Raw genomic sequence first — 24,796 nt, 5'->3', positions numbered from 1 at the left:
GAATCATAGCATATCTATGTGAATGAGTCGTTAATCATGATTTGTAGAATACGATAGTGTTTTTCCCTTTATTCTTAGCCTGGTACATGGCTTTATCTGCAAATTTCAATAATTCTCGATAGTTTTTAGTATGATCTGGACTGATACTGACGCCTAAACTCGCACTAATGCGGTACGTTGTCCCAAGGAGAGGAAAAGGTTGGTGTAGATTTGTTATAATCTTTTGACAGATTCTTTTGAGATTTTCTAGATTTTGTATGTCTTCTAAAATGATGACAAACTCATCACCTCCAAGACGTGCGACCGTATCATTTTTGCGAATGCTCTCAGATATTTTTTTAGCCGTTTGCACCAAGACGATATCGCCGGCATCATGACCTAATGTATCATTGACATTTTTAAAGTCATCCAAATCCACAAACACCAATGCCGTTTTCATGTCGCTTTGCTCCATACGCTCAAAGGCATTGAGGAGTCGGAAACGAAATAAAAATCGATTGGGCAGTTTTGTTAGATTATCATATTGTGCCATTTTCTTTAGCTTGTTTTCGGTCTCTTTTTGTTGGACAATACTTTGGTAGATTGCAAAATAATTGATGACTTCGCCTTGGTCATTTTTAATCGAACTGGCATTGACCAACTCTGGGATGAGCGTGCCTTGTTTGGTTGCTACGAGTAGTTCACCCGAAAATCTTCCCTTCTCTTTGAGTGCTTTGTCCATCTTTTCATAGCGGGTACCATCTCCTCCTCTAGGTCTCAAAAAGTTGGGTTTTTTACCCATGATTTCTTTACTGGTATATCCTAAATTCTCTTCAAAAGCCTTATTGACTGAGATAATATGGAACTTTTCATCTGTCATGATGATACTTTCTGTGGTGTTGTTGAAGATTTTTGAGTACAAATTAATTTCATCTAAGTAGAGTTTTTCTTTGGTGCTGTCGATACCAAATCCACAGATAAATTTCTCATCATTTCCTGCATCAATGGCAAATTTATAGGCTCTGAAATATTTCAAGGTACCTTCGGCATTTGGAATCACTTCAGCATGTTGTTTTTGACCTTCATAAAATGCTTTACGATCATTTTCTACAATGCTATCTGCTGTTTTTTTATCAAAAATCTCATGAGGCGTTTTATTTTTCCACTCTTTAAATCCAATATAATCTTGATAAAAACTATTGAGATAGATGTAGCGATGATTGATATCTTTGATAAATGCGATGGCGGGGAGACTGTCCATAAAACTAGCGAAGAGTTTTTGGCTTTGATGGTGTTGGATATCTTTTTGTTTCTCTTCTGTGATATCAAAGATGAGGCCTGAAAATCTGGTGGCTTGATTGTGGGCATCACGGATGGCCTTGCCTCGGATTTGAACCCACTTTCTTCCTTGTGATGATTTTACCTCATGTTCGGCAATAAAGAGTTCACTCTCTCCATCCAAATGTCTTCTAATAGCCTCGTTGATGTGTGCCATATTTTTGGGAGCGACTAAGCGCAACCAGGCATTGAGATTTTTGGGAGCTTCATCCTCTTGGTATCCCATGATATGTTTCCATTGTGCGGAGACATCAAAGGTATCTTTGAGAATATCCCAATCCCAAACGCCAAAGAGTGCGTGATCTACAGCAAGTCCATAGCGCTGTTTGGTAGCGAGGAGGTTGTCGATGACATGTTGCATCTCATCAATATCGACCAGTGTGCGGATGGTGGCTGTTATATTTTTGTTGGCATCGAAGGTATGTGCGGAGTAGACTAAGAGTTGTTTCTTGATATCATTATCACACAGAAATGTGATCTTTTCGATAGGATTGCGGTAAGGAAGAGATAAAGTTTCTAGGGCTTTTTTTTTGTTGATTCCAAAAAGTAAATTAAAAGATTTATTGGTAAATATCGCACGGTTGTGTTTGGTTTCATAAAAAATGGGCAAAGGTAAAATATCTAGAAATCTTTCAGACTCAGATTCATCATAAAGCCGTTTTTCTAGGCGATTAAGCTTTATTTTTGAATTAAAAAAAACGTACAATAGGAGGACTGATAAAATAATGATGATAACAAATAATTGATTTTCATATTCCATCACGCAACCTTTTGTGTGAGAATGCGTTATATTATAGCATCAAAAGATTGTAAAATCCTAATTTTATTGTAAATCTTTCTCCATAACCTTATAAGGTGTTCCATTAATACCTGCTTGGAAGTATTTTTGTCGTAACGTATCTATTTTTTGGACATTGGAATTGTTGACTTGTTCATTGGCACCAGATTCAAAATATTTTCTGATGATTTTGATTTTTTGTGCATCTGTCTTGGCATCTTTGATGTATTTATAAATCAAATAAGATTTTGCCAAAGAGCTTCTATCATGAACGGGCGTAAAAATCATTTTGATATTATATTTTTTGAGATCATTTTCAATGCCATCAAGCTCTTTTTTACAAAATGGACACTCAGGGTCTGAGAAGATTACCAGCGTCTCTTTTTGGGGATCATGACCGATGGATATGATATACTTCGGGTCTTCTGCTTTGAAGACTTTGGCAATATTTTTATTGATTTGTACGCGTTGCATTTTGTCTTTTATACTCATCCCGGTTTTGAGGTCGATTGCATCTGGAAAAATATAATCTCCATGAGTAAAAATTGAAATATTTTGGTTATTTTGTCCATCTGTGATGTGAAGAGAAACATAATCCAAATCTTTTGAAATTTGTTGTCTTGACAATACTTTAATTTGTATATGAGACAAAGGGATTTGATTTTTAAAATGTGTGATAATTTCATCATTGGTTGCACTAAAAGCGGCACTAGCAAGTAAGGCAAGGGATAGGACTATACTTGTTTTCATCATGATTTCCTTGGTATTATTTGAAAGTATTTTACCGCTTTTAATTAAATATATTATAAATCTATTGTCAGTTGATTAACATTTGGGCCATTTGAAATGGTATCATGATATTTAAGAATATTTAAAATTTTGATATAAGGAGGCATGTTTATGTATGGTCAAAATATACTAAAACTTTTAATATTGTGTTGTTTTGTAGGGGCGTCGCTTTATGCTGCTCCACGCTCAGAAGAGTATAAAAAACACGAACGTAAAGCGGTCAAAAAAACGGTACACCAACAAAAACAAAGAGTAGTGAAACATAAGGTAGTGCACAAAAAAGTAGTGCACAAAAAGGTTGAGCGTCGTACTACGAAAGTTCAAGTCAAAAAAACGCGGGTGGTGCAAAATCGCAATGTAAAGCACTATAAATCGATACCAAAAGCGCGACGCTGGGGACGTGTGGTGCACTCCAAACCGAGTCAAGCACGAATGTTTCGTTTTAAAGGTATTCGGTATTACCGACATAATGGAGTATTTTATAAACCACACCAAGGAGCCTATATCATCGTGAGACCTCCTATTGGCGCTATTGTCCCGGTACTCCCTGTAGGATATGCTTTGATGCACCTCTATGGTCAGGATTATTATGTTTATGATCAAACCTATTATGTCTGGTCTGATTCCCCACAAGGGTATCGCATTGTTGAAAGTCCGAGTCAACCCGTGAGTGTGTCATCCCCTCAATATGTTGATGATGACACGGCTCTTGATACTCCCTATGCGATTGGGACTGTTTTTGAGAGTTTGCCTGCGGGAGCGACGGAGCGTATTTTAAACGGTGTTAATTACTATTGGATTGATGGACACTATCTTTCAAAGTCACGTCAAAATGGTCATGATGTCTATATTGTCGTGAACCCTCGCTAATAATAATCGCGAGGGACACAGATTAGATGAGTGATCTTCGGTTGTCTTGCTTATTGATATCATCAAATTCATCAAGATAATCAAGATACGCAACGAGATATTTACGACTGATATTAAAATGTTTTTTAAAAGAGCTGATATCAATATAGCCCTCTTTGAGCATAATGTCTCGCATTTTTGCGACGATTTTGCTCAGCACTTGTGAGGTGACAAAGAGATTGTGTGCGAGTCGTACCACTTTTCGTGCTTTTGTGAGGTTTTTGAGGGCATTATCTCCAATTTTTTTATCAATATCCAATGCATCATAAATATTATAAGGCGCATCGGGGGTGATATCGGATTTCTCTAAAGTCTCAAATATTTTATCTTCAATGAGTTTATTGATGTCATCAATTTTGATTTCGGCATTCTTATAAATTCCATTTTCCAATTTCAAGAGTCCCTCATCACATAACGTGGTCAAGATATCTTGTAAAAGGGAGACACTTGCCCACTTGATTTTCAACGATAAAGAGGCGGGTGAGAGGAGGGCATATTGATTTTTTGCATAGATATTTTTGATGATTTGTTTTAATTCCGTTTTGATTAAAGTCGGATAAATGACCAATCCTTGCTCATCTACAAATACATCATCGAGTCTATCAGCCACTGCGATGGCTTCATCATGGCTCAGCCCAAAGCGTTGATTTGAGGAGATGAGTCCAAAACCACGTTTATGCGTCGATGAGAGTATTGAAAAGGCACGATCAAAATCATCATCGCGTAGGGCTGAGAGGAGTTCGAGTTTGACGCGTTTTTTCAAAGGATCGTTGATGGGGTTCAAGATGCGCCCACCCCCGATAGTTCTGCCGCTTGTTGAGAGGATAAAAGGCTCATTATGTACCAAAAAAAGTTTCTGTTTAAAACAAAGTGTCGCAAATCCCCGCTCGATGGGTTCCACCCCTTCTAAGAGAAGAATTTTAGCTTCGACTTGTTTGGTCCCAATGAAAAGGTTCACTGAAGTGTTATGCTTGATTTTGTGAGAAGCGATGCCTTCAACCCAAGCATCAACATTATTAAACCCTTTAATAAACCCTTTTTTACACAAAAGGGTACCACGTTTGAGTGGTGATTTCAACGTGCCTTGTAGATTGATAGCCGTTCTTTGAGAACTGAGGGCATTGGGGACATCGTGGTCATGGACTTGTAAATTTTTGATTTTAAATTCTTGATTGAGCTCTGGTGCGAAGATTTTATCGCCGACTGCGATACTGCCATCAAGCACGGTGCCGGTGACGACTTGTCCGACGCCTGAGAGTGAAAAAGATCGGTCGATATAGTAGCGAAATAATCCATTACTCTCTTTCTCTAAAAGGGGCAAGGAGAATAGAGACTCTTTGAGTTTTTGTATCGAATCTTGATCATAAATACTCACTTTTAAAAGGTCAAATATCTCTAGATTTTGAAGGGTTTTGATATATTCTCTGATTTCGCTTTCTCGCGTCGTGAGGATTTCATCTGTTGCAAGATCACTTTTGGTGAGTGCGATGATGATGTTTTTGACGTGTAATAGATTGAGAATTTCAAGATGTTCAATGGTTTGAGGTTTTAATCCCTCATTGGCATCAACAACAACCAAGCTGGCATCAAAACCAAAAGCCCCCGCAATCATATTTTTCAAAAGTTTCTCATGACCGGGAACGTCAATAAAGGCGACATTAATATCGTCATTTTGTAGATGTGAAAAACTCAAATCTATCGTGATACCTCGACGTTTTTCTTCTTCTAAACTGTCTCCACTGAATCCAGTCATCGCTTCGATGAGTGCGGTTTTTCCATGGTCTACGTGACCGGCAGTTCCTACTATTATGTATTTCATGTTGCTTATCTCTCTTTAATATTGGTCATACAAATGTCTCAAAAGACATATTATTTGATTGTTAAGATCGCTTTGATCTTTTGGGTTAATATGGCATCGATTCTAGGTAAAATACTTCTAAAATCAAGTAAAAACTTATCATTTTCGATGCGTCCGATGATATGGTGATTTCTAAACTCTTTCTCTAAAACTTCAGCTTTCCCTTTGATGTGCAATGCGACGGTTGGAAATTCACGATTTGGCAGCGTGCCCCCTCCCATGACGGTCGTACTGTCAATCACGTCACATCGTGTTATTCCGATATCTTCTTGCACTTTGAGCGCCCGCTCTTTTAGTGTTTGGACCTCGGTAAAGAGCATGTCTAATGTCGGGATGTCTTCAAATTCCTCTTTAAGATAGGATTTAATCGTCTCTTCTAAGAGTGCGAGCGTAATCTTATCGACGCGCAACATTCTAAGAAGTTGATTTTTTTTGAGTTCGCTGATGAGCTCTTTTTTCCCTGCGATAATCCCCGCTTGAACACTGCCAAAGAGTTTGTCACCACTAAAACTAATCAAGGAGGGCTTGGATTTGAGAATTTGTGGCAAGGAGTGCTCTTTTTGACCGAGATGATAAGGCAAAGTGGGAATATAACCGCTTCCTAAATCATAGTAATCTAAAAGATGATGGGTTTGTGCGAGATTTTGAATCTCTTCATAAGGAGTCTCTTCGCTAAATCCTTCGATGGAAAAGTTGGATTTGTGTACCTTCATAATCATGACACTATTATCACTGAGTGCCTTATCATAATCGCTGAGTTTTGTTTTGTTTGTGGCACCTACTTCTCGCAAGATGGCTCCGCTTTGACTCATCACCTCAGGAATCCTAAAACTGCCGCCAATTTCGACCAGTTCACCTCGGGAAACGATGACTTCTTTCCCTTTGGCGAAGGTATTGAGGATTAAAAATACCGCACTGGCATTATTGTTGACCACAAGGACATCTTCCACGCCTAAGAGATTGATCATATGACGGCTGACATGTTCGTATCGCTCACCACGGCAACCGTGTTCAAGATCGTATTCGAGGTTTGAGTAGTTACACAAGATTGGTTTGGCTCTCTCTATCAACGTTTCACTGATGAGGCTTCTGCCCATATTGGTGTGCAAGATGACTCCTGTTGCATTGATGAGCTGCTTGAGTGAAGGAGAAAAGAGATCATGATAGCTTTTTTTGACCGCTTCTAAAAGTTCTGATTGGTCAATTTTTTCTATTGTTCCAGATCGCAAGGCTTCGCGTAATGCTTCAATCTTCTCTTTGGCTATTTTAAGTATAAGTTTTTGGTTTAATCCCTCAAAGATTGGATCTTGTGCTATTTTATCTATCTTTGGGATTTCTCGAAATTTATTCTTCATGTCATTCCTCGTTTGGATTGGGTAGTTTGTTTTCGTCAAAAAAATACTTTTTATTTTGGATTTTTACCAAAATTTCTTTTTCAGCGAGTTGACGAAACACTTTGATAACCGTGGGTTTACTCACATCGACTTTTTCCATAATATCGCCATAGGAGTAGTTAAACATATTATCATGATCGAGATTTTTGATGATAAACTTAATTAATTCGATTTGTTTCCCATCAATAATCGCAGAGATGGTTTTAATCATATTATAAGAGCGTTCAATCTCTTTTTGTTGCATCTTAGGCAACAGTGTATCGTGAATGGAATTGAGAAGATCTTTGATGCTGATGGGTTTGACAATATAATCATCAATCTTGAGTTTAATTGCATCAAGTAAATATTCTGTATCGGTAAAGGCGGTGGTTAAGATGGCCGGTATTTCATAGCCATGTTCGTATTTCAAAGATCTTAAAAATTCGATACCATTTTCATATTTGAGATTGATATCGGCGATGATAATATCGACTTTGTTGGTTTTGAGAACTTTGAGGGCTTCCTCACAGGTAGGTACCGGAAAAATCGTGCCGACAAAATCTTCTAAGGCTGAAAATGTGTGTTTGAGAAGTTCGGGCTCATCCTCAAGATACAGTACGTTAAAGTTCCCGAGTAAATCAAGATTTCTTTTTTGCATTATGCCTCTCCTTTGAGTGGTAGTTCTACACTAAACATCGCGCATTGAAAAAATTTGTCTTCTCCAAATCGATGGATAATATTCTTACAACTGATTTTTCCATTCATATGTTTTTCTACTAATTGTTTCGACATATAAAGGCCGATTCCCGTGCCAATACTCTTGTGTTTTGTGGTAAAATAGGGATCAAATATCTTAGATATTATATCATCTTTTATGCCGCCGCCATTGTCGATGACGCTGATGAGGATGTTTTTGCGTGTCTGTTTTAAGATGATGCGTATCTTTTTGGATTCTAGATTTTGTTGTGATGTGAGGACATCTTTGGAATTGCTAATGAGGTTTAAAATCACATGAATCAGCTCATTTTTGAAACCGTAGAGTTGGATGGAACCCGCACGATTGCTTGTGAGTTCTATGTACTCTTTTTTGAGTTGATATTTTGAGAGGCTGATGGCTTTATTGATGGCCTCTTTGACATCAAAAATCTCTTTGGTACGATTGGGCATAAAAAAGTTTCTAAAATCTTCTAAGGTATCCGACATATTTTTGCCGACTTTTAGCGCATCTTCAACACGACTGTCAACAAATTCGACATCGAGTTTCCCTGCATAAAACTTGCTCTGAAAACTTTGCACGATCATCATCAAAGTGCCAAGCGGTTGGCGCCATTGATGGGCGATATTTTGTAATACCTCACCCATCCTAGCGAGCCTAGCTTGTTGAAACATAATATTATCGCGCTTTCTGCTGTTTTCGACCTCTTTTTTGATACGACTCTCCAGAGAACTATTGAGTTGACGCAGTGCTTTGGTTTTTCTCATGACATTCTCTTCTAGGGTATAGTGGAGGTGTTTAAAGTTGTTAATGATGATGATTGAGACTAAGACAACAAAGGCAAAAGTGAGGCTGATGAGCAGGATTAACATATAGGTACTCGTGCTAAAAAGCTGGTCATTGGCCTCTTTTTTGGAGATAGCATGTTGTAAATTGTTCGTAATGAGACTCGAGAGATAGATACTAATGGAGTTGGTCTCCAAAATAATATCATTGATTTTTTGATCGTGGGTGATTTCTTTGGTATTGTTTTTGAGTAAGGTGATTAAGATGGTGGTTTTTTCATCGATGCTGTGAATTTTTTCTTCTATATTATTGATGATGCGGTTTGTAAATTCATTGTTATTGTTATCTTTGTGCGGGCGCAAAAAGAAGTTAAGCCAATTATTGGCAAATTCTGGCAATCCTCCGATGGATTTTTCTGTGCCCCGCTTGTATTCCTTCCACTGTTTTTTAATAATTTGTTTGGCAATCAGTAGGACTTCAATGCCCTCTTGATTGCTAATTTGTTGATTTTCGATGGCATTGAGTGTTTCTTTGATATTGACTTGATAAATATCTTTGATTTCTTCGAGTTTCACCTGCGGGGCGGTATAATTTTGAAATAAGACTTCAAAATCATATTTTAGAGCAAAAATCGAAATGAACATCAAAAATCCGATGATAATCGTCCCTCCAAAGGTTGTTCCAATTAATATCTTGGTCTTACTTGTAAAGGTGATTTTTTCTAAGATTTTATTGATATACGTCACAAAAGCATTCATTTTTTCTCACAAATTGTTTTAAAGATACCATCTTGGAATTTGAGTAGATACACACTGTTGAGTAGTTGCGAATGCTTATAGTGAACATTGACATCCTCAAGTGTGTGTTCTTGGGGTGTCTTGATATTTTCAAGAAACTTTTTTGTGGTGATATTCCCTTTGATTTTTTCAATACTTTTGACTAAAACTTTAGCTGCCAAAAAAGATTCAAATGAGGCAAACGTTGGGGGATGATGCGGATGAAAGGTTTGCAATAGTTTCAAATACTCTTGTGCTTGTGCGGTGTTGTTAGTATAGGTGGGTACGGTTTGAGAAAAGAGTAAATTGTGCCCATTATTGTGTAATTCTTCCATCAATGCATTGGCATTGACAAAAGAGATGGGACAGAAGATGACAGATTTGAAACTCTTGTCTTTTCTCGCTTTTTTGATAAAACGGGCCGTGGGTTTATACGAACCGATTAAGATGACGGCTTCGGGCTTTTTGTCTTTGATATCATAGAGGGCTTGCTTCACAAAGAGGGTATTTCTCTTGTAGGTACCTTCGCTGACAAGCGCTAAGCCTCTTTTTTTCAATGCCTTTAAGAGTGCAATGTATCCTTCGCGTCCATAATCATCATTTTGATAGAAAATTGAAAATTTTGAAAACTTTTTGTTTTTGGTCAAGTATCCAATGAGGGCATCAACTTCTTCTTGATACGAACTTCTAAAATTAATAATATTTTTAAATTTGGGATTGCGTAAAAACGAGGCACCAGTATAAGGGGCGATAAAAGGAATGCCACGTTTTTCCACAAGGGGTAGGATTTTTTTGGTCGTGGGCGTTCCGACAAATTCAAAAAGCGCAAAAACGCTATCATGATCAATGAGACGCTTTGTATTACTCCAGGTGATCTCTGGTTCATATTTGTCATCATAGTAGATGAATTTGATTTTTTTATGGTGTACGCCTCCGGTTGCATTGACGCTTTGAAAATAGGTATCAGCCCCTATGACAATCTCTTTGCCTAAGTTTTGGTTGATGCCGCTGAGCGGCAAAGAGGCACCGAGCCGGATTTCATTTTGGTCTTTTAATGGATCATGCGTATAAGAGAATAACGTTCCTATCAGTATTGTCACAAAAATTAGGGCGACTAATATATAACTTTTTTTGACCAAAACGGTGATCCTTCTTGATATTTTGAAAATATTATATCTGAAATTTTTTTAATCTTTACTGCAAAATATGGATATAAAATGATAAAATTAGTATTTTAATTAAGGAGGTATTAATTCAAAAAAAATTACAATCTAGTCAAATAATTTTGACCAAAAGGTAACGCAACCATGCAAAATGAATATCTATTTCTCTCTAAAGAAAAGCTTGATTTTCCTCTTGATGAGAGTATCACCGTAGCACATGAGCAGGATGAGCAAGAGTATTTAGTCTCAAATGAAAATATTAAAAATACACAAATCTATGCACCGGAAATTAACTTCTATTTAAAACATTCACAAGATGACATACGCCAAAAAATTACTAACGTCAAAAAGCTCTATGATATACGAGCGGATAACTTTGATTTAGCACAATATGTTGATTATGAAGAGCCCGTAGGCAATAAGTTACTGATTGTAACGCAAGATGAAAAAAGTGATATTTATGCACCTTTTCTTGAAGATGATGCCTTGATGAGCATTACTTTAAATCCGGAGATGATTTTAGATGTCAATGGACATATTGGCAAACTCAATGTGACAATTTTAAAAGATGCAGAAGAATATGCTTTGGAATGCGATCAAATTATCTGGCCTGATGCTCCCGTATTTGCGATGAAGCAAAGTGGGACTTTTGATCCTAATGTCTTAGATATTGATACTATCTATAAGAAGGTAAAAGAGAATTTAGAAGGCTATAAATACAAAAATTTTGTCACCTATGACTCCTCGATTTGTCAGTATCATGAGCGACGCGAAGAGATCTGTGGCAAGTGTGCTGAAGTCTGTCCAACGGTTTCGATTTTAAAAGAGGATGAGAGCAAGCATTTGGTCTTTTCTCATGTGGATTGCCACGGTTGTGGGGGATGTGTGAGTGTGTGTCCTAGTGGCGCGCTTGATTATACGCAGATGCCTCGCGTTGCTTTTAGTGAAGTAAGTAGTTATTTTCGCGATCAAATTGCTTTGATAATCCCTGAAAAGATGGCGCTTGAATCCATTCGTGTTGATTTGCCAAAACAGGTTCTTCCTTTTATGATTGCAGGTGAAAAGTTTCTTCATGAGGCACATTTCATGACACTATTGCAAACGAGTGGAAATCCGGTGATTTTCTATACAGATTTTATCTCCAAAGGCACAGGAGATGCTATCATGATGGTCAATGAAATTTTTGAAAAAAAATATCACAAAAAAGCGATTTATGTTTGTCAAGATTCAGAAGCATTAGCTGATGCTTTTGGTGCACTTGAATCATTGAGCGAATGTCAGTATGGTATTAATGAAAAAGATTTAAAAAAACGTGAAATCTTTTCTGCGAGACTGGCGCATCTTGTGGGTGAGGATGATTTGGGTGTCGTCAAGACTGGCGAACATGTCCATTATGGTCGTGTTGAGATCAATGAAGCCAATTGTACACTGTGTTTGAGTTGTGTAGGCGCTTGTAATGTGAGAGCCCTCACCGCGCATCCTGAAGACAATAGCTTACGATTCAATGCCTCAATCTGTACCGATTGTGGCTATTGTGAGGTAACCTGTCCAGAAGCCGATTGTTTGAGAGTCGTCAAAGATGAAATCAGCCTCAAACCCGATTGGTTTACTCAAAAAGTGATGGCAAAAGACGAACTTTTCGCCTGTGTTGAGTGCGGCAAAGAGTTTGCTACGGTCAAAGCCATTAAAAAAATTGCAGATATCATGACACCGATATTTGGCGATGATGAGGTCAAAATCAGAAGCCTTTATTGCTGTGCTGATTGTAAGCCTAAAGTGGTGCTAAATTCTTATCTAGAAAAAGTTAGAGAAGAAGAGCAAAACAAATAAATACAAAAAACGGTCTCACTGATTCCGTTTTCCTCCTCCTAGTAATATGCAAAATTTGAATATTTAAGGCATATTTAAGCAATTCTGTTACTTTTTTAGTCCAATTCTCGTCTAAGCCTAGATATGGTAGATTTACTGTATTGATAAACAATTGTTTACCTAGTATCTATTTGTTTATCTAGAAAGTAAGCAGATTGAAGTTTGATAAAACTTTACAATCTTCCCATATAGTGGGAATAGATGGACTTTTATTTTGGCTTTTTTAGTCTTTTTTTAGACAGAGTCAAATTGGTCTATTTTTATTTACTTTAAATAAAAAGGAAGCACGTGACACAAAAAGAATCTCTTTACAAAGCACGATCACTTTATTATGGCTTTTTTAGCAAAATGTTAGTATTTACAACACGTCCAAACCGGTTTGATGGGCTTTTGGAAGTTTTAGATGTAATGATTTCTAATCCACTTGATGAAAACTCATGCGAAGCCCTTAAGGAGATCAAGGAATTTATTCAAACCTACCATGAGAGCGGGTTGTGCGATGAATATGATTATATATTTAATGACCCAGATTCTCGCGCATTGCGAGATACGGCCTCGTATTATGATGAAGGGGTGGAGAGCGGAAAGAAACGCGTTGCGGTTAAAAACTTTTTAGGAAAAACCAAAATTAGACGAAACGAAGCAAATTATTATGATAATGAAGACAGCGTGGGATTTTTGGTAACATTTATGCACGAATTAATTGAATTGATTTTAAAAGGTGAAACCCAATATGAGACAGTACAACATTGTCTGTTTACCGAAATTATCAATGAATTTTTCGATGAATTTATCGTAAACCTTTATGAACATGACAAAGCCAATGCGTATCGATCTTTGGCTGTTGTACTCAATGCTTTTTTAGAATTTGAGCGCTTGTATTTTGATGTAAAAAAACCATTACCAAAAGAAAAACCTGTCGTAGCCACGGCGACTGAATCGTGTGAATATATTAGTGACGTGGAAGCAAAAAGACGGGCTGAGAATAGAGCAAAACGAGAAGCAGATTCGTTAGTCTCTTCGTGTAGTATCGAAGATTCATCGACCACTGAAGAATTTAAAGATATTCTATAATGAATCGGTGTGGGGGTTTTCCCACGCCGGCAAGAGATAACAATAGAACTTTTGAAAGACAATTTTTAAATTGTTTTTCAAAACTTCTTGGTGTCAAGAAGTAAATTTTAGCAAGGAGGACTATATGGAAGAGAAAAGACGTAGCTTTTTGAAAAAAGCAGCCGTTGTCGGTGCCGTAAGTGCCGTCGGTACTGTGGCAGCAACCGCAGCTACAAAAAGTAGTACATACAGTTCAAATGGCGTTGTTGTAGGACACTCTGATAAAAAAGAGATTCTCTACAAGAAAACAGAAGCGTGGGATGAATATTATCGAACCGCGTTATAGAAATAGGAGACATTGAGTATGGAAAACACAACTCAAAAAGCGCTCTCCACCCGAATCGGTCGTAGGTCATTTTTAAAAATGGCAGCTGTCGCCGGTGCATTTGGTGCTACCAGTGCATTTGCAAGCGAAGGCGTGATGAGACCGGCAACGGAGGAAGAGATCAAAAATCCTTTCCCTGGATCGAAGTTTGTCAAATCAGTATGTACCTCATGTTCAGTAGGATGTGGTATTAATGCAGAAGTACAAAACGGTGTTTGGGTAAGACAAGAAGTGGCGCAAGACCACCCCGTTAGTTTGGGCGGACATTGTTGTAAGGGTGCTGACATGATTGATAATGTCAGAGCCGAAGTGAGACTTAAACATCCAATGAAAAGAGAAAATGGTCAGTGGAAGCGTATCAGTTGGGATAGTGCCCTTGATCAAATAGCCACAAAATTGGAAGATTTAAGAAAAACAAGTGGACCGGATGCAGCAATGTTCCTAGGTTCTGCGAAATTTAGCAATGAGCAAGCTTATTATTTTAGAAAGTTTGCTGCCATGTTTGGAACTAATAACATCGATCACCAAGCTCGAATTTGACATAGCACAACAGTCGCCGGTGTGGCGAATACATGGGGTTATGGCGCTATGACGAATTCATTGAATGATATTCAGAATGCAAAAGCGATCATTATATTTGGAGCCAATCCTGCGGTAAACCATCCTGTTGGTTTTAGACATTTCCTAATTGCTAAAGAGAGAAATAATGCACAATTAATCGTTATCGATCCTCGATATACCAGAACAGCAGCCAAAGCAGATTTATATGCTAGAGTGCGACCGGGTACGGATATCGCATTTATGTATGGTATGCTCAATATCATATTTGAAAATGGTTGGGATGATAAAGAATTTATCGATGCCAGAGTGTATGGCATGGATGAGATTAGAAAAGAAGCCAAAAAATGGACACCAGATGTTGTTGCCAACGTCACAGGCGTTCCAGCTGAAAAATTAATGCAAATTACAAGAGTCTATGCAAAATCAAGACCGGGAACTCTCGTATGGGCGATGGGCTTGACACAACACTCAATCGGTAGTTCTAATACTCGTTTGGCTCCGATTATCCAACTTGCTCTTGGAAACATGGGTGAAGAAGGTGGTGGAACCAATATTCTAAGAGGTCATGATAATGTCCAAGGTGCTACAGATTTTGCATGTCTTGCAGATACACTTCCTGGATACTATGGTCTAAGTGATGGCTCATGGAAATACTTCTGTAAATCATGGGGTGTTGATTACGAATGGGTCAAAAGTAGATTTAAAAATAAAAAGATGATGAATGCCAAAGGCTTCTCGCTTGCACGTTGGTGGGCTGGAGTATTGGCTGGAAATCCAGGTGAAGATGCAATCCACAATGGCGGTACGAACCTCAAAGCACTTTTTGTTATGGGAAATGGTATCACCTCAATTGCACAACAAGCAAAAGTCAAAGAAGCATTGGACAATCTTGAATTGATCGTCTTAGCCGATCCTTTTGTCAATGAAGCTGCGGTTTTAACAGACAAAAAAGACAATGTTTTCTTACTTCCTGCCGCGACTCAATTTGAAACCAGCGGTTCCGTTACTGCAACCAACCGATCGGTACAATGGCGTAGTAAGGTAGTGGATCCACTTTATGAAAGCAAACCGGATGAAGAAGTGATGTTTGAATTGGCCAAAAGATTAGGTTTTTACGATCAACTCACCAAGGGTATGTTGATGAAAGAAAACAAGAAAACATTCAAATGGCCAGAAGATGCCACCGATGAGTTTGCCCGAATCATCAAAACAATCGGACTCACAGGATGGACATCAGCACGACTCAAAAAACACCAAGAAAACTGGGATAAATTCGACCAAATCACGCTCAAAGGATACGGTCCGATGAAGGGTGAGTATTATGGATTGCCTTGGCCTTGTTGGACAGAAACACACTCCGGCAGCCCAATCCTTTATGATATTCACAGATCCGTTGCTGAGGGTGGTATGGGATTTAGAAATCGATTTGGACTAGAACATGATGGTCATGATTTGTTAGCATCTAAAGGCTCAGCGCCTAAAGATTCTGCTAATCCAAACGGATATCCTGAAATCACAGCCAAAAACATCGAAAAAGTACTCGGTATTACACTGACAGAAGATGAAAAGAAACGAATCGGTGCGAACTGGAAAGTAGATACGAGTAATATTATCGCAGAAAAATGTATGGAACGGGGCATTGCGCCATATGGAAATGCAAGAGCCCGTGCGATTGTATGGAACTTCCCGGATAAAATACCAATGCACAGAGAACCACTTCACTCTCCAAGAGAAGATTTGGTCAAAGAGTACCCAAGTTATCCAGACAAACCAAATCACTTTAGGGTTGACACCAGATATATCAGTGAGCAAACCAAAGAGGATTGGAGTAAAAAATTCCCGATCAACCTAGTCACAGGACGATTGGTCAATATGAATGGTGCCGGGATGGAAACAAGAGCATCAAAATATCTTGCGAAACTCACACCGGAAATGTTCTGTGATATTAATCCAGACTTAGCCGCTGATCATGGTATCAAAAATGGTAGCATGATGTGGGTTCACTCTCCTGAGGGAACAAAAGTGAAAGTAAGAGCCAGATACTCTTACAGTGTTAGTGCTGATAGAATCTTTTTACCGATGCACTTTGCCGGATATTTTCAAGGGCAGGATCGAAGCTCGCATTACCCAGAAGGTACAAAACCTTATGCGATAGGTGAAAGCGCCAATACGGTTACAAATTACGGCTATGACATCATCACTCAGCTTCCTGAAACTAAAGGCGGATTATGCCGCATCGAAAAAGCGTAGGGGGTGTGAAATGAGTTATGCAAGAATGAAATTTTATTGCGATGAGGCCAGATGTATTGATTGTGACGGATGTAGCATTGCATGTGCTGAGGCACATGAGCTCCCTGTTGGTATCAGCAGACGGAAAGTTGTCACCCTTAATGAAGGGGTAGAAGGTAAAGAATTCTCCACGTCAATGGCGTGTATGCACTGTACGGATGCTCCTTGTGAGCAAGTGTGTCCGGTGGATTGTTTTTATATTAGAGAAGACGGAATTGTGCTTCATGATAAAAATACTTGTATTGGTTGTGGTTATTGCCTTTATGCCTGTCCTTTTGGCGCGCCACAATTTCCACAAGATGGTGCTTTTGGCACTCGCGGTGTGATGGATAAATGTACAATGTGTGCAGGGGGACCTGAACCTACAAATTCTGCCAAAGAGCGTGAGCTTTATGGACAAAATCGTATTGCAGAGGGAAAAGTTCCTGTTTGTGCGGCGATGTGTTCTACCAAAGCACTACTCGTTGGGGATAGTGAAGATGTTTCTAAAATCTACCGTGAGCGTGTAGCATCAAGGGGACATGGGGTTCAGTCGGTTCCAAATGGCTGGAGCGTTGCGTATAAAAATTGATGAAGGGATGTCATGAAAAAATTAATATTGCTCTCGCTTAGTATACTGGGTTTGTATGCAAGAGAATTAACGGGCAAAGTACCATTGGCATCTAAAGATATCGCTCCAAGTCAGGGAGGAGACCTTTTGGTCTCTTCCCAAATGATTACAAATATCTTGGATTATCAAAAATTTGGAGATTTATTTACCTATCTTCAAGCGCACTATTTTAAGGTCATTTTTTTGGGTATTCTTATCGGAGTGCCTTTAGTATTTTTACTGCATTACCTAATTATTGGAGCAAAACGCTTTATACATGGCGGAAAAAGGATTTACTTTTTTACGCTTTTTAATCGGATTGTCCATTGGGTTGCAGCTGTTGCTTTTGTTGTATTAATCCCAACGGGTTTGATGATGGTTTTTGGAAAATACTTAGGCGGTGGTGAGCCGATTCGAATCGCGAGAGAATTGCATGGATATTTTACACCGGTTTTTATTATATCTGTGATCCCGATGTTTATATCTTGGTTCAAAGAGATGCTTCCTACCTTTGATGATGTCAAGTGGCTTTTCATTGTAGGAGGATATTTAAGTAAAAAGAAAATTGAGGTACCTGCCGGAAAATTCAATGCAGGACAGAAGATGTGGTTTTGGATTGCAACGCTTGGTGGTATTGTCATGATTATAACTGGCGCTGCGATGTTTTTCCAAAACTTTGATTTGGGAATTGCTAAAAGCTTAGATATGACGCAAATTGATCTGTTGCGATTGAGTGCATTAGTTCATAATATTTTAGGCTTTGCCGTTTTAGCACTTTTCTTGACACATATTTATATGTCAGTATTTGCGATAAAGGGTTCATTGCAAAGTATGAAAGATGGCTACAAAGAAGAAGACGAAGTGGCACATCTTCACTCATCTTATTATAAAAAATTAAAAAAAGAGGGGAAGATTTAATCTTTTTTTCGCTATATTGCCAATACTCAAACCAGAGTATTGGCATTTGTTATACTTATAAATGTGCAAAATTAAAATATTACTAAAAAGTGACGAAAAATGGGACCAATTTTTACAACACAAGTGACGAAAATTAAAAATAATAAAAAATTTGAAACCGATGATACGGTGATTCGTGAAATTAAGTTGGATATTAATATCAATGGCAAACGCATTGTCTCTTTGATGGCGACACCTACAGATCTAAAAGAATTGAGTATTGGTTACCTAATTAGTGAAAATATTATTGAAAAAGTTTCAGATATCACACAGTTTGAAATCACTGATATCGATACCAAAATCTACAAAGCAGATATCAAAGCAACAATCAACGAAGCGAGTAGTGATAAATTAAACACAGAAGGCGTGATTGTCAGCGGCTGTGGTCGTGGGGCAAGTACGCATATTTCACTCAAATCCATCGAAGCCAAAGTGATGCAGGATGATTTTTATATCGATGCAAACCTCCTTTTCAAAGAGATGGGAGAATTTTACACCCAATGCCCTCTTTATGAGCAAACCGGGTGCGTGCATACGGCAAAAATTCACATTGATGATTCGATCTATTTTATCGGTGAAGATATTGCACAACACAATACTATCGATAAAGCCGTTGGCAAAGCTTTACTAGCCGGACACAGTGTCAATCGTGCTTTTTTGATGGTCAGTGGCAGATTGAGTTCCGAAATGGTGGCCAAAGCGGTGATGCATCAAATTCCGATTCTAGCTTCTCGCACCGCTTCTACTTGTAGAGGGGTGAATATTGCTGCAAAATTTGGCTTAACGCTGATTGGTTTTGTCAGAGGACAGAGCATGAATATTTATAGAAATCCGGAGAGAATCCATGTCGAATCTTGAAACAATTATCAAAGAAAATCTCAATACAGAAGGAAAGTTGGATTGCAAAGATGCTTTTAAAATCTCAGCCAAAACAAAAACTCCTATCTTAGAAGTTGGGGATAAGGCAAAAGAGTTGGGTATTCGCATCGCAGGGTGTGAGCTCGGTCAATTTGGTAATTTAAAAGGTACGGGTGAATTTAGTGAGGTGGCTTTGGAAAAAATGGCACCTTTTATTGATGACAAAAACAGAATCCGCTGCAAAGATGCCAGAAGTGCAGCCGGAGGTATCGGACTTAAAAAAATCCGTGGGACTATCAAAGAGAAAAATATGGATGTGACTTATTGTGAGTTGGGATGTTTTAAAGAAAAACGACGCAGCAGACTCTATGTCAAGACAAAAACTTGGATTGAAAACCAAGAAGGAGAATTACTCTTTGGTAAGGGAAAAACAGAAGTTTTAGAATTGATTGAACAAGAAGGCTCAATTGCAGGAGCGGCACAAAAACTCAAAATGAGTTATAAAAAAACTTGGAGCCATGTTAAAATACTTCAAAAAAATTTAGATGATGTATTAGTGGAATCCCAACAAGGAGGAGGTGAGAATAGTGGTAGCAAACTGACACCACTTGCCGATGAATATATTAATAATTACAAACAATTGGAAAAAGATATAGAGGCGTATGCCAATGAGCGTTTTAAAGAATTGTTTTTGAAACCTCGAAACAAAAGAGAGTTTAAAGACTGAGATAGCAGTCTTTTTATTGCATAGTAATGTGCAAAAATTACATATTAAGGAGTTTTTATGAAAAAATTGGTTTTAGCGTTAGGATTAGTTGCAACACTTGGGTTTGCAAAAGAAAATATTATTATTTTCCATGCAGGAAGTTTATCGGTACCTTTTTCGGAGATATCTAAAGTATTTGAGGCTAAATATCCACAATATAAAGTCTTAAGAGAGCCAGCGGGAAGTCGGGCATGTGCGAGAAAAATAACCGATATCGGCAAACCAGCGGACGTGATGGCCAGTGCGGATTATAAAGTCATCGACAATTTACTCATCCCAAAAAATGCAAAATTTGATGCGCATTTTGCGACCAATGAAATGGTCTTGGCCTATACTGCAAAATCAAAATTTGCCAATGAAATTAATGAAAAAAATTGGACCAAAATATTTTTGAGACCCGGTGTCAAAGTAGGACATTCTAATCCAAATCTAGACCCTTGTGGATATCGAACGATGTTGGTGACTAAACTAGCAGAAGATTATTATAAAGAACCGGGTTTGTTTAAAAAACTGTTTGGTTATGGCGATAGTTATACCAATGGCGAAGAGAACAAAAACAAAGTAGTCGTACGACCGAAAGAGACAGATTTGTTAGGACTTTTAGAAGCAGGGGCTTATGATTATCTCTACATTTATAAATCAGTAGCACAACAACATGGACTCAAATACATCTCATTACCTGAGAAAATTTCTCTTAAAAGTGCTAAATATGCAAAATATTACAAACAAGCCACTTTTAAAATTACAGGCAAAAAACCTGGAACTTGGGTTGTTAAAAAAGGCTCACCAATGGTTTATGGTTTGACTGTGGTTCAAAATGCAAAATCACCAATCAATAAAGATGGTGCGGTTAAATTTGTAAATTTTGTACTCTCAGCTGAGGGACAAGCTATTATGCGTAAAAACGGACAAGGTGTTATTAACCCACCAGTAATCACTGGCGATGCTAGTATTCTAGGAAAATAATGTTAAAAGTTGAAAATCTTTTTCTCAAAAAAGGGAGTTTTGTTTTACAAAAACTCTCTTTTGAGGTAGAAACAAATTCTTATTTTGTGATCTTAGGCAAAACCGGTAGCGGTAAAACCATGTTGCTAGAAGCGCTGGCGGGTATTCAAAGCGTTGAAGGAAGTATCTCTTTTGATGGCAAAGAAATTACAAATTTGCCTCCAGAACGAAGAAATTTCGGGTTTGTTTATCAAGATTTTAAACTCTTCCCTAATATGAATGTTAGGGAAAATATTGTTTTTTCATCACGATACAAAAAAATTGAGAATGAAAAAGAATTGTTTCAAGATTTGATAGATTTTTTACAAATCAAAAAGATTTTAGATCGTAAAATTACCAACTTGAGCGGTGGAGAAAAGCAACGAGTCGCCATCGCTCGTGCCATCTATTCAAGACCGAAACTTTTGTTATTAGATGAACCCTTGAGTGCTGTGGATCCCACGTTTCGTAATACTATCATGAAGTCATTGAAAGATATTGTTAAACGGTATCAAATTACGATTGTACACGTCACTCACAATTTCCGCGAAGCCTCATATCTTGCGGATAAGATTGCGATTATTCTCGATGGTAAGATTTTGCAGACGGGGAAAACAGACGAGGTTTTAAACAAGCCAACAAGTATTGAGGTTGCAAAGTTTTTGGGATTTAAAAATATCTTTCCATCAACCTTTTTAGGATTTGATCAGGAAAATCGATTTTTTTCCATTGATCCTAATAAAATCAAAATATCTTCCCAACGCGTGGATCAATGTTACAACTTTCCTTGTACTATTGAGACGATTATGGGGATTAGTGATCACTATAAAATATTTGCAAAATCTGGTGAGATGCTTTTCTTTGTTAAAATTCCTCAGATTATTTTTGAAAATTTTGATTTACAAGAGGGGCATGATTATTTTCTTAATATCAACAAAAAGGACATCGCATTCATATGATAAAAGATAAAAGTTTTGTGTTGATTTTTCTATTTTTATCCTCCATTATCGTCCTTTTTTTGACGATTCCTTTGATTAAGTTATTTATCAATGTAGGATTATTTGGGGTGATAGATACGTTGAAAGATGCTGAAGTTTATAATGCAATCTTTCTTACGATAAAAGCAGCACTCTATTCTGTTGCGTTTGTTTGTGTTACTGGGATTCCTTTGGCTTATTTAATAGCGCGGCATGAGTTTTTCGGTAAATCAGTTTTAGAATCCATCATTGACATCCCCGTTATGGTGCCTCATACAGCAGCAGGTATTGCGCTTTTGATTGCGTTTGATAATGGCTATATTGGAGAAGCACTCTCTTATTTGGGGCTTGGATTTATTGATACGACGACCGGAATCGTGAGTGCGATGATGTTTCTCTCTGCACCTTTTTTGATTAATAGTGCCAAAGAGGGATTTAAAAAAGTTGATGTTGAATACGAATATGTTGCTCGAACTTTAGGCGCGAGCCATTTTAGTACGTTTTTTCGGATTGTACTACCAAATTCACGCAATGATATTATTAATGGTGCATTGATGATGTGGAGTCGTGGGTTGGGTGAGTTTGGCGCTGTGGTCATTATCGCCTATCATCCAATGGTGGCACCGGTCTTGATATTTGATCGTTTTAATAGTTTCGGGTTAAAATACTCAGCACCCGTAGCAGCAGCGATGATTATGGTCTCGATTTGTTTATTTTTGGCTGTGAGATTTGTGAATAATAGATTAAAGTAAGCCTGTATCGGCTTACTTTAAAATGAAATTATTTAGCTAATTTTAGCTCCCCTAATAAATTGCTAATTTCATGACCTTGTTTGAGCCAGTTTGTGATACCACCTTTGAGATAGTAGACGTTTTTAAAGCCATAAAATTTTTGTAATTCTTGTGCGGCATAGGCACTTCTAATTCCAAATTTACAATAAAATACAATGGTTTGACTTGGTTTTAATGCTAACTGTTTGCCAACAGCTGGTGCAACCATTCCTCTTGGGATTGCTTTGAAATCCATCCATAAAATCGTACCGGCAGCCACTTCTTTTGGCTCTCTTACATCAACTAGGACAAAATCTCTATCTTCTTTCATCCATTTGATTAATTCTTTATCAGTAATACCTTTTGTTACCTTTTGAGCCGCGGCACCTTGAGCTTTCCACGCAGACATCATTTCTGCTTTAAGCTTAGCATCTTTGGCATTAGCTGCATTGAGTGACAAGGCAGCAATCACTAAAATTGCAACCATTTTGAACAAATTTTTCATACTTTTCTCCTTTTTTGTTTAAAAAATATTACCAAATTTACTCATAAGACAATATTAATTTATATGAATGAATATTCAGCGCACTATTATAAATCTTTTGTTACAATTTATAAAATTGACTGTCTGAAAGGATTTTTGATGAATAAAATCAAAAAACAAAATATGATTATCTCTGCCGCACTCAAAGTTTTTTCAAAACAAGGGTTCTATAACACAACCATAGCCCAAATTGCACAAGATATAGGGATGAGTGTTGGTAATTTTTATAATTATTTTCCTTCTAAAAAAATTTTGGCACGCGCAGCTATAAAATTTGTGACGAAAAAATTAGCCAATAGTTTGGCTTATATTAACAACAAAGAGATATCACAACAAGAGAAGATGCACATATTTGTGGGGGAGTATTTTGGCTTTATCCAAAAATATCCAGAAATGATTGAATATTTCTTCAGAGTCTACCTATCTAATAGGGAATTATTTTGTGAAGAGGATAATTGTGGATTTGCCTTAGCTAAAGAGTTTATCAATGAAGTAGAGCGATACATACAAGATGGTGTTGATAATGGGGAATTTAGAGACAAAAACTTTTTTGTTGCCTTTTCGAGTATTGCGGGTATTTTAGGGGGGATGACTTTTTTAAGCGGCGAACATGTATTTCAAGATAGTATTGACATTTATCGTGATGAGGTTGCTGAGACGATTTATAATTCTTTGAAATAGATTGTTTAATCAGTCACATCAATACTTTCTTACATGAAATATGATAGAATTATCACACGCTTTCACTATGATATAGTGATGGAAATTTAAAGGAGACATGATGTTTATCAAACTAAATGATAGAGTGTATCTAAACAAAGATAGAATCACTAGAATCAAGATTGACCAAGTACAAGATGGAATTAGAGTTCGATTTTATGAAGGGGTGACACAAGTCGCAAAAAGTCAACGATTTGAGACTATTGAAGCGGCACAAGCATGGATTGATGGTCTATTAAAATAGATCAAAAATAAGACCTAAGGTTTAGGTAGACAATATTTTTACTCACGAAATTTATCTGTCATTTTAAAAATCAAAATAAATTATCAAAAAAACAGTGCTGAAATTTCTGCTCATAACATCAGTGAAAAGAGAAAAATTTCGAAATATGCAATAAATTAAGGAGAAAAAATGAAGATAGATTGTTGTAATCTAGCGTGCCCTGAGCCGGTACTCAAAACCAAAAAAGCTTTAGAAGAATTACCAGATGATTCTATTTTAGAGGTCAAAGTCAATTCCATATCATCCAAAGAAAACGTGACACGTTTTGCCACAAAAGCAGGCTATGAATCCAGAATGGAAGAGTCCGATGATGGCACGGCGGTGATTAGTATTATCAAGGGATATGCTTGTGCCGTTGTTGCTAGTGATGGGGATGACCGATTTTATAATAAAACACTGTTTCTCAAAACCGATAAAGTTGGTTCGGGAGAATTAGGTGAAAAACTAATGGCAGGATTTTTGAAATCCATCTTAGAACTTCCAAAACTACCCAATCAAATCATTTGCGTCAATGAAGCAGTCAAATTAACCACAGCACCGGCTGATCATGATGTGATACAATCATTGCAAGCACTTGAAAGCAAGGGTGTCGAAATTTATTCATGTGGCGTGTGTTTAGAATATTTTAATGTCGTCGATGACTTAAAAGTAGGAAAAATTGGTAATGCCTATGCCACTGTTGAAATGTTATTGGAATCTGAGAATACCATTTCCCTTTAAGGAAAAA

Annotated in this window: 23 protein-coding genes; 15 read left to right on the top strand and 8 right to left on the bottom strand. The window is 37.5% G+C overall.

What is annotated here, in order from left to right; translation table 11 throughout:
- Positions 1-34 precede the first annotated feature (34 nt).
- Together SFB89_RS11200 and SFB89_RS11195 are read right to left on the bottom strand one after the other, a co-directional pair.
- On the bottom strand, positions 35-2,077 hold the full coding sequence (locus SFB89_RS11200) for a diguanylate cyclase domain-containing protein (protein ID WP_331774775.1): 2,043 nt from the start codon (positions 2,075-2,077) through the stop codon (positions 35-37).
- Between the two features lie 63 nt (positions 2,078-2,140).
- The gene (locus tag SFB89_RS11195) at positions 2,141-2,845 is read right to left on the bottom strand and encodes a thioredoxin domain-containing protein (protein WP_331774774.1); all 705 of its coding nucleotides are present in this window, start codon (positions 2,843-2,845) and stop codon (positions 2,141-2,143) included.
- A 150-nt stretch (positions 2,846-2,995) separates the two neighbouring features.
- On the opposite strand from SFB89_RS11195, the gene SFB89_RS11190 reads away from it, so the two are divergent.
- On the top strand, positions 2,996-3,754 hold the full coding sequence (locus tag SFB89_RS11190; protein WP_331774773.1) for a DUF6515 family protein: 759 nt from the start codon (positions 2,996-2,998) through the stop codon (positions 3,752-3,754).
- 22 nt (positions 3,755-3,776) lie between these two features.
- Here SFB89_RS11190 and selB read toward each other — a convergent pair whose 3' ends face one another.
- The 5 genes from selB to SFB89_RS11165 are packed head-to-tail and all read right to left on the bottom strand — an operon-like array spanning position 3,777 to position 10,440.
- The gene (gene selB, locus SFB89_RS11185) at positions 3,777-5,612 is read right to left on the bottom strand and encodes a selenocysteine-specific translation elongation factor (protein WP_331774772.1); all 1,836 of its coding nucleotides are present in this window, start codon (positions 5,610-5,612) and stop codon (positions 3,777-3,779) included.
- A gap of 50 nt (positions 5,613-5,662) precedes the next feature.
- Positions 5,663-7,006, bottom strand: coding sequence for an L-seryl-tRNA(Sec) selenium transferase (gene selA, locus SFB89_RS11180; RefSeq protein ID WP_331774771.1), 1,344 nt, complete (start codon positions 7,004-7,006; stop codon positions 5,663-5,665).
- Between the two features lies 1 nt (position 7,007).
- Entirely contained in the window at positions 7,008-7,682 is a 675-nt protein-coding gene (locus SFB89_RS11175) for a response regulator (RefSeq protein ID WP_331774770.1), read from the bottom strand.
- Positions 7,682-9,283, bottom strand: a complete 1,602-nt coding sequence (locus tag SFB89_RS11170; protein ID WP_331774769.1) for a sensor histidine kinase — start codon at positions 9,281-9,283, stop codon at positions 7,682-7,684. The genes SFB89_RS11175 and SFB89_RS11170 overlap by 1 nt, the downstream gene beginning before the upstream one ends.
- The gene (locus SFB89_RS11165; protein WP_331774768.1) at positions 9,280-10,440 is read right to left on the bottom strand and encodes an ABC transporter substrate-binding protein; all 1,161 of its coding nucleotides are present in this window, start codon (positions 10,438-10,440) and stop codon (positions 9,280-9,282) included. The genes SFB89_RS11170 and SFB89_RS11165 overlap by 4 nt, the downstream gene beginning before the upstream one ends.
- Positions 10,441-10,608: 168 nt before the next feature.
- On the opposite strand from SFB89_RS11165, the gene SFB89_RS11160 reads away from it, so the two are divergent.
- The 11 genes from SFB89_RS11160 (at position 10,609) to SFB89_RS11110 (ending at position 22,504) form a co-directional block, all read left to right on the top strand.
- A complete protein-coding gene (locus SFB89_RS11160) occupies positions 10,609-12,294 on the top strand; it encodes a 4Fe-4S binding protein (RefSeq protein WP_331774767.1) in 1,686 nt (561 codons plus the stop codon).
- Positions 12,295-12,621: 327 nt separating this feature from the next.
- Positions 12,622-13,407: a TorD/DmsD family molecular chaperone gene (locus SFB89_RS11155; protein ID WP_331774766.1), complete on the top strand. Its 786-nt coding sequence runs from the start codon at positions 12,622-12,624 to the stop codon at positions 13,405-13,407.
- Between the two features lie 124 nt (positions 13,408-13,531).
- Positions 13,532-13,732: a twin-arginine translocation signal domain-containing protein gene (locus SFB89_RS11150; protein WP_331774765.1), complete on the top strand. Its 201-nt coding sequence runs from the start codon at positions 13,532-13,534 to the stop codon at positions 13,730-13,732.
- Between the two features lie 18 nt (positions 13,733-13,750).
- Positions 13,751-16,582 (top strand): formate dehydrogenase subunit alpha, encoded by a 2,832-nt coding sequence (locus tag SFB89_RS11145; protein WP_331774764.1) that lies wholly within the window; start codon positions 13,751-13,753, stop codon positions 16,580-16,582.
- A 10-nt stretch (positions 16,583-16,592) separates the two neighbouring features.
- A complete protein-coding gene (gene fdh3B / locus SFB89_RS11140) occupies positions 16,593-17,192 on the top strand; it encodes a formate dehydrogenase FDH3 subunit beta (protein WP_331774763.1) in 600 nt (199 codons plus the stop codon).
- Positions 17,193-17,204: 12 nt separating this feature from the next.
- Entirely contained in the window at positions 17,205-18,128 is a 924-nt protein-coding gene (locus tag SFB89_RS11135; RefSeq protein WP_331774762.1) for a formate dehydrogenase subunit gamma, read from the top strand.
- 99 nt (positions 18,129-18,227) lie between these two features.
- Positions 18,228-19,025 (top strand): formate dehydrogenase accessory sulfurtransferase FdhD, encoded by a 798-nt coding sequence (gene fdhD, locus SFB89_RS11130; protein ID WP_331774761.1) that lies wholly within the window; start codon positions 18,228-18,230, stop codon positions 19,023-19,025.
- A complete protein-coding gene (locus tag SFB89_RS11125; RefSeq protein WP_331774760.1) occupies positions 19,012-19,752 on the top strand; it encodes a winged helix-turn-helix domain-containing protein in 741 nt (246 codons plus the stop codon). The genes fdhD and SFB89_RS11125 overlap by 14 nt, the downstream gene beginning before the upstream one ends.
- Positions 19,753-19,809: 57 nt before the next feature.
- Positions 19,810-20,757: a tungstate ABC transporter substrate-binding protein WtpA gene (gene wtpA, locus SFB89_RS11120; RefSeq protein WP_331774759.1), complete on the top strand. Its 948-nt coding sequence runs from the start codon at positions 19,810-19,812 to the stop codon at positions 20,755-20,757.
- Positions 20,757-21,734 carry an ATP-binding cassette domain-containing protein gene (locus tag SFB89_RS11115; RefSeq protein ID WP_331774758.1) on the top strand — a complete coding sequence of 326 codons (978 nt, stop codon included), beginning with the start codon at positions 20,757-20,759 and terminating at the stop codon, positions 21,732-21,734. Before wtpA ends, SFB89_RS11115 begins: the two co-directional genes overlap by 1 nt.
- A complete protein-coding gene (locus tag SFB89_RS11110; protein ID WP_331774757.1) occupies positions 21,731-22,504 on the top strand; it encodes an ABC transporter permease in 774 nt (257 codons plus the stop codon). Before SFB89_RS11115 ends, SFB89_RS11110 begins: the two co-directional genes overlap by 4 nt.
- Positions 22,505-22,532: 28 nt before the next feature.
- On the opposite strand, the gene SFB89_RS11105 is transcribed toward SFB89_RS11110, so the two are convergent.
- Positions 22,533-23,027 (bottom strand): rhodanese-like domain-containing protein, encoded by a 495-nt coding sequence (locus tag SFB89_RS11105; RefSeq protein WP_331774756.1) that lies wholly within the window; start codon positions 23,025-23,027, stop codon positions 22,533-22,535.
- A 138-nt stretch (positions 23,028-23,165) separates the two neighbouring features.
- Here SFB89_RS11105 and SFB89_RS11100 point away from each other — a divergent pair, with 138 nt between their 5' ends.
- The 3 genes from SFB89_RS11100 to yedF all read left to right on the top strand — a co-directional run bounded on the left by SFB89_RS11100 (position 23,166) and on the right by yedF (position 24,789).
- Positions 23,166-23,747: a TetR/AcrR family transcriptional regulator gene (locus SFB89_RS11100; RefSeq protein WP_331774755.1), complete on the top strand. Its 582-nt coding sequence runs from the start codon at positions 23,166-23,168 to the stop codon at positions 23,745-23,747.
- A 100-nt stretch (positions 23,748-23,847) separates the two neighbouring features.
- The gene (locus tag SFB89_RS11095) at positions 23,848-24,030 is read left to right on the top strand and encodes a sodium-dependent tyrosine transporter (RefSeq protein ID WP_331774754.1); all 183 of its coding nucleotides are present in this window, start codon (positions 23,848-23,850) and stop codon (positions 24,028-24,030) included.
- Positions 24,031-24,198: 168 nt separating this feature from the next.
- Positions 24,199-24,789, top strand: a complete 591-nt coding sequence (gene yedF, locus SFB89_RS11090; protein WP_331774753.1) for a sulfurtransferase-like selenium metabolism protein YedF — start codon at positions 24,199-24,201, stop codon at positions 24,787-24,789.
- Positions 24,790-24,796: the final 7 nt, after the last annotated feature.

This window comes from Sulfurospirillum sp. 1612 (assembly GCF_036556685.1).
In the GTDB taxonomy this organism is placed as follows: Bacteria; Campylobacterota; Campylobacteria; order Campylobacterales; family Sulfurospirillaceae; genus JAADIZ01.
Note: the sequence above shows the minus strand (reverse complement) of the source record. Positions and strands in the feature narration are given on the sequence as shown.

Coding starts and splice junctions, on each gene's coding strand:
- SFB89_RS11175 (WP_331774770.1), bottom strand. CDS start 7,682: ATGCAAAAAAGAAATCTTGATTTACTCGGGAACTTTAACGTACTGTAT.
- yedF (WP_331774753.1), top strand. CDS start 24,199: ATGAAGATAGATTGTTGTAATCTAGCGTGCCCTGAGCCGGTACTCAAA.
- SFB89_RS11190 (WP_331774773.1), top strand. CDS start 2,996: ATGTATGGTCAAAATATACTAAAACTTTTAATATTGTGTTGTTTTGTA.
- wtpA (WP_331774759.1), top strand. CDS start 19,810: ATGAAAAAATTGGTTTTAGCGTTAGGATTAGTTGCAACACTTGGGTTT.
- selA (WP_331774771.1), bottom strand. CDS start 7,006: ATGAAGAATAAATTTCGAGAAATCCCAAAGATAGATAAAATAGCACAA.
- fdh3B (WP_331774763.1), top strand. CDS start 16,593: ATGAGTTATGCAAGAATGAAATTTTATTGCGATGAGGCCAGATGTATT.
- selB (WP_331774772.1), bottom strand. CDS start 5,612: ATGAAATACATAATAGTAGGAACTGCCGGTCACGTAGACCATGGAAAA.
- SFB89_RS11105 (WP_331774756.1), bottom strand. CDS start 23,027: ATGAAAAATTTGTTCAAAATGGTTGCAATTTTAGTGATTGCTGCCTTG.
- SFB89_RS11195 (WP_331774774.1), bottom strand. CDS start 2,845: ATGAAAACAAGTATAGTCCTATCCCTTGCCTTACTTGCTAGTGCCGCT.
- fdhD (WP_331774761.1), top strand. CDS start 18,228: ATGGGACCAATTTTTACAACACAAGTGACGAAAATTAAAAATAATAAA.
- SFB89_RS11110 (WP_331774757.1), top strand. CDS start 21,731: ATGATAAAAGATAAAAGTTTTGTGTTGATTTTTCTATTTTTATCCTCC.
- SFB89_RS11160 (WP_331774767.1), top strand. CDS start 10,609: ATGCAAAATGAATATCTATTTCTCTCTAAAGAAAAGCTTGATTTTCCT.
- SFB89_RS11135 (WP_331774762.1), top strand. CDS start 17,205: ATGAAAAAATTAATATTGCTCTCGCTTAGTATACTGGGTTTGTATGCA.
- SFB89_RS11150 (WP_331774765.1), top strand. CDS start 13,532: ATGGAAGAGAAAAGACGTAGCTTTTTGAAAAAAGCAGCCGTTGTCGGT.
- SFB89_RS11115 (WP_331774758.1), top strand. CDS start 20,757: ATGTTAAAAGTTGAAAATCTTTTTCTCAAAAAAGGGAGTTTTGTTTTA.
- SFB89_RS11200 (WP_331774775.1), bottom strand. CDS start 2,077: ATGGAATATGAAAATCAATTATTTGTTATCATCATTATTTTATCAGTC.
- SFB89_RS11170 (WP_331774769.1), bottom strand. CDS start 9,283: ATGAATGCTTTTGTGACGTATATCAATAAAATCTTAGAAAAAATCACC.
- SFB89_RS11125 (WP_331774760.1), top strand. CDS start 19,012: ATGTCGAATCTTGAAACAATTATCAAAGAAAATCTCAATACAGAAGGA.
- SFB89_RS11095 (WP_331774754.1), top strand. CDS start 23,848: ATGTTTATCAAACTAAATGATAGAGTGTATCTAAACAAAGATAGAATC.
- SFB89_RS11100 (WP_331774755.1), top strand. CDS start 23,166: ATGAATAAAATCAAAAAACAAAATATGATTATCTCTGCCGCACTCAAA.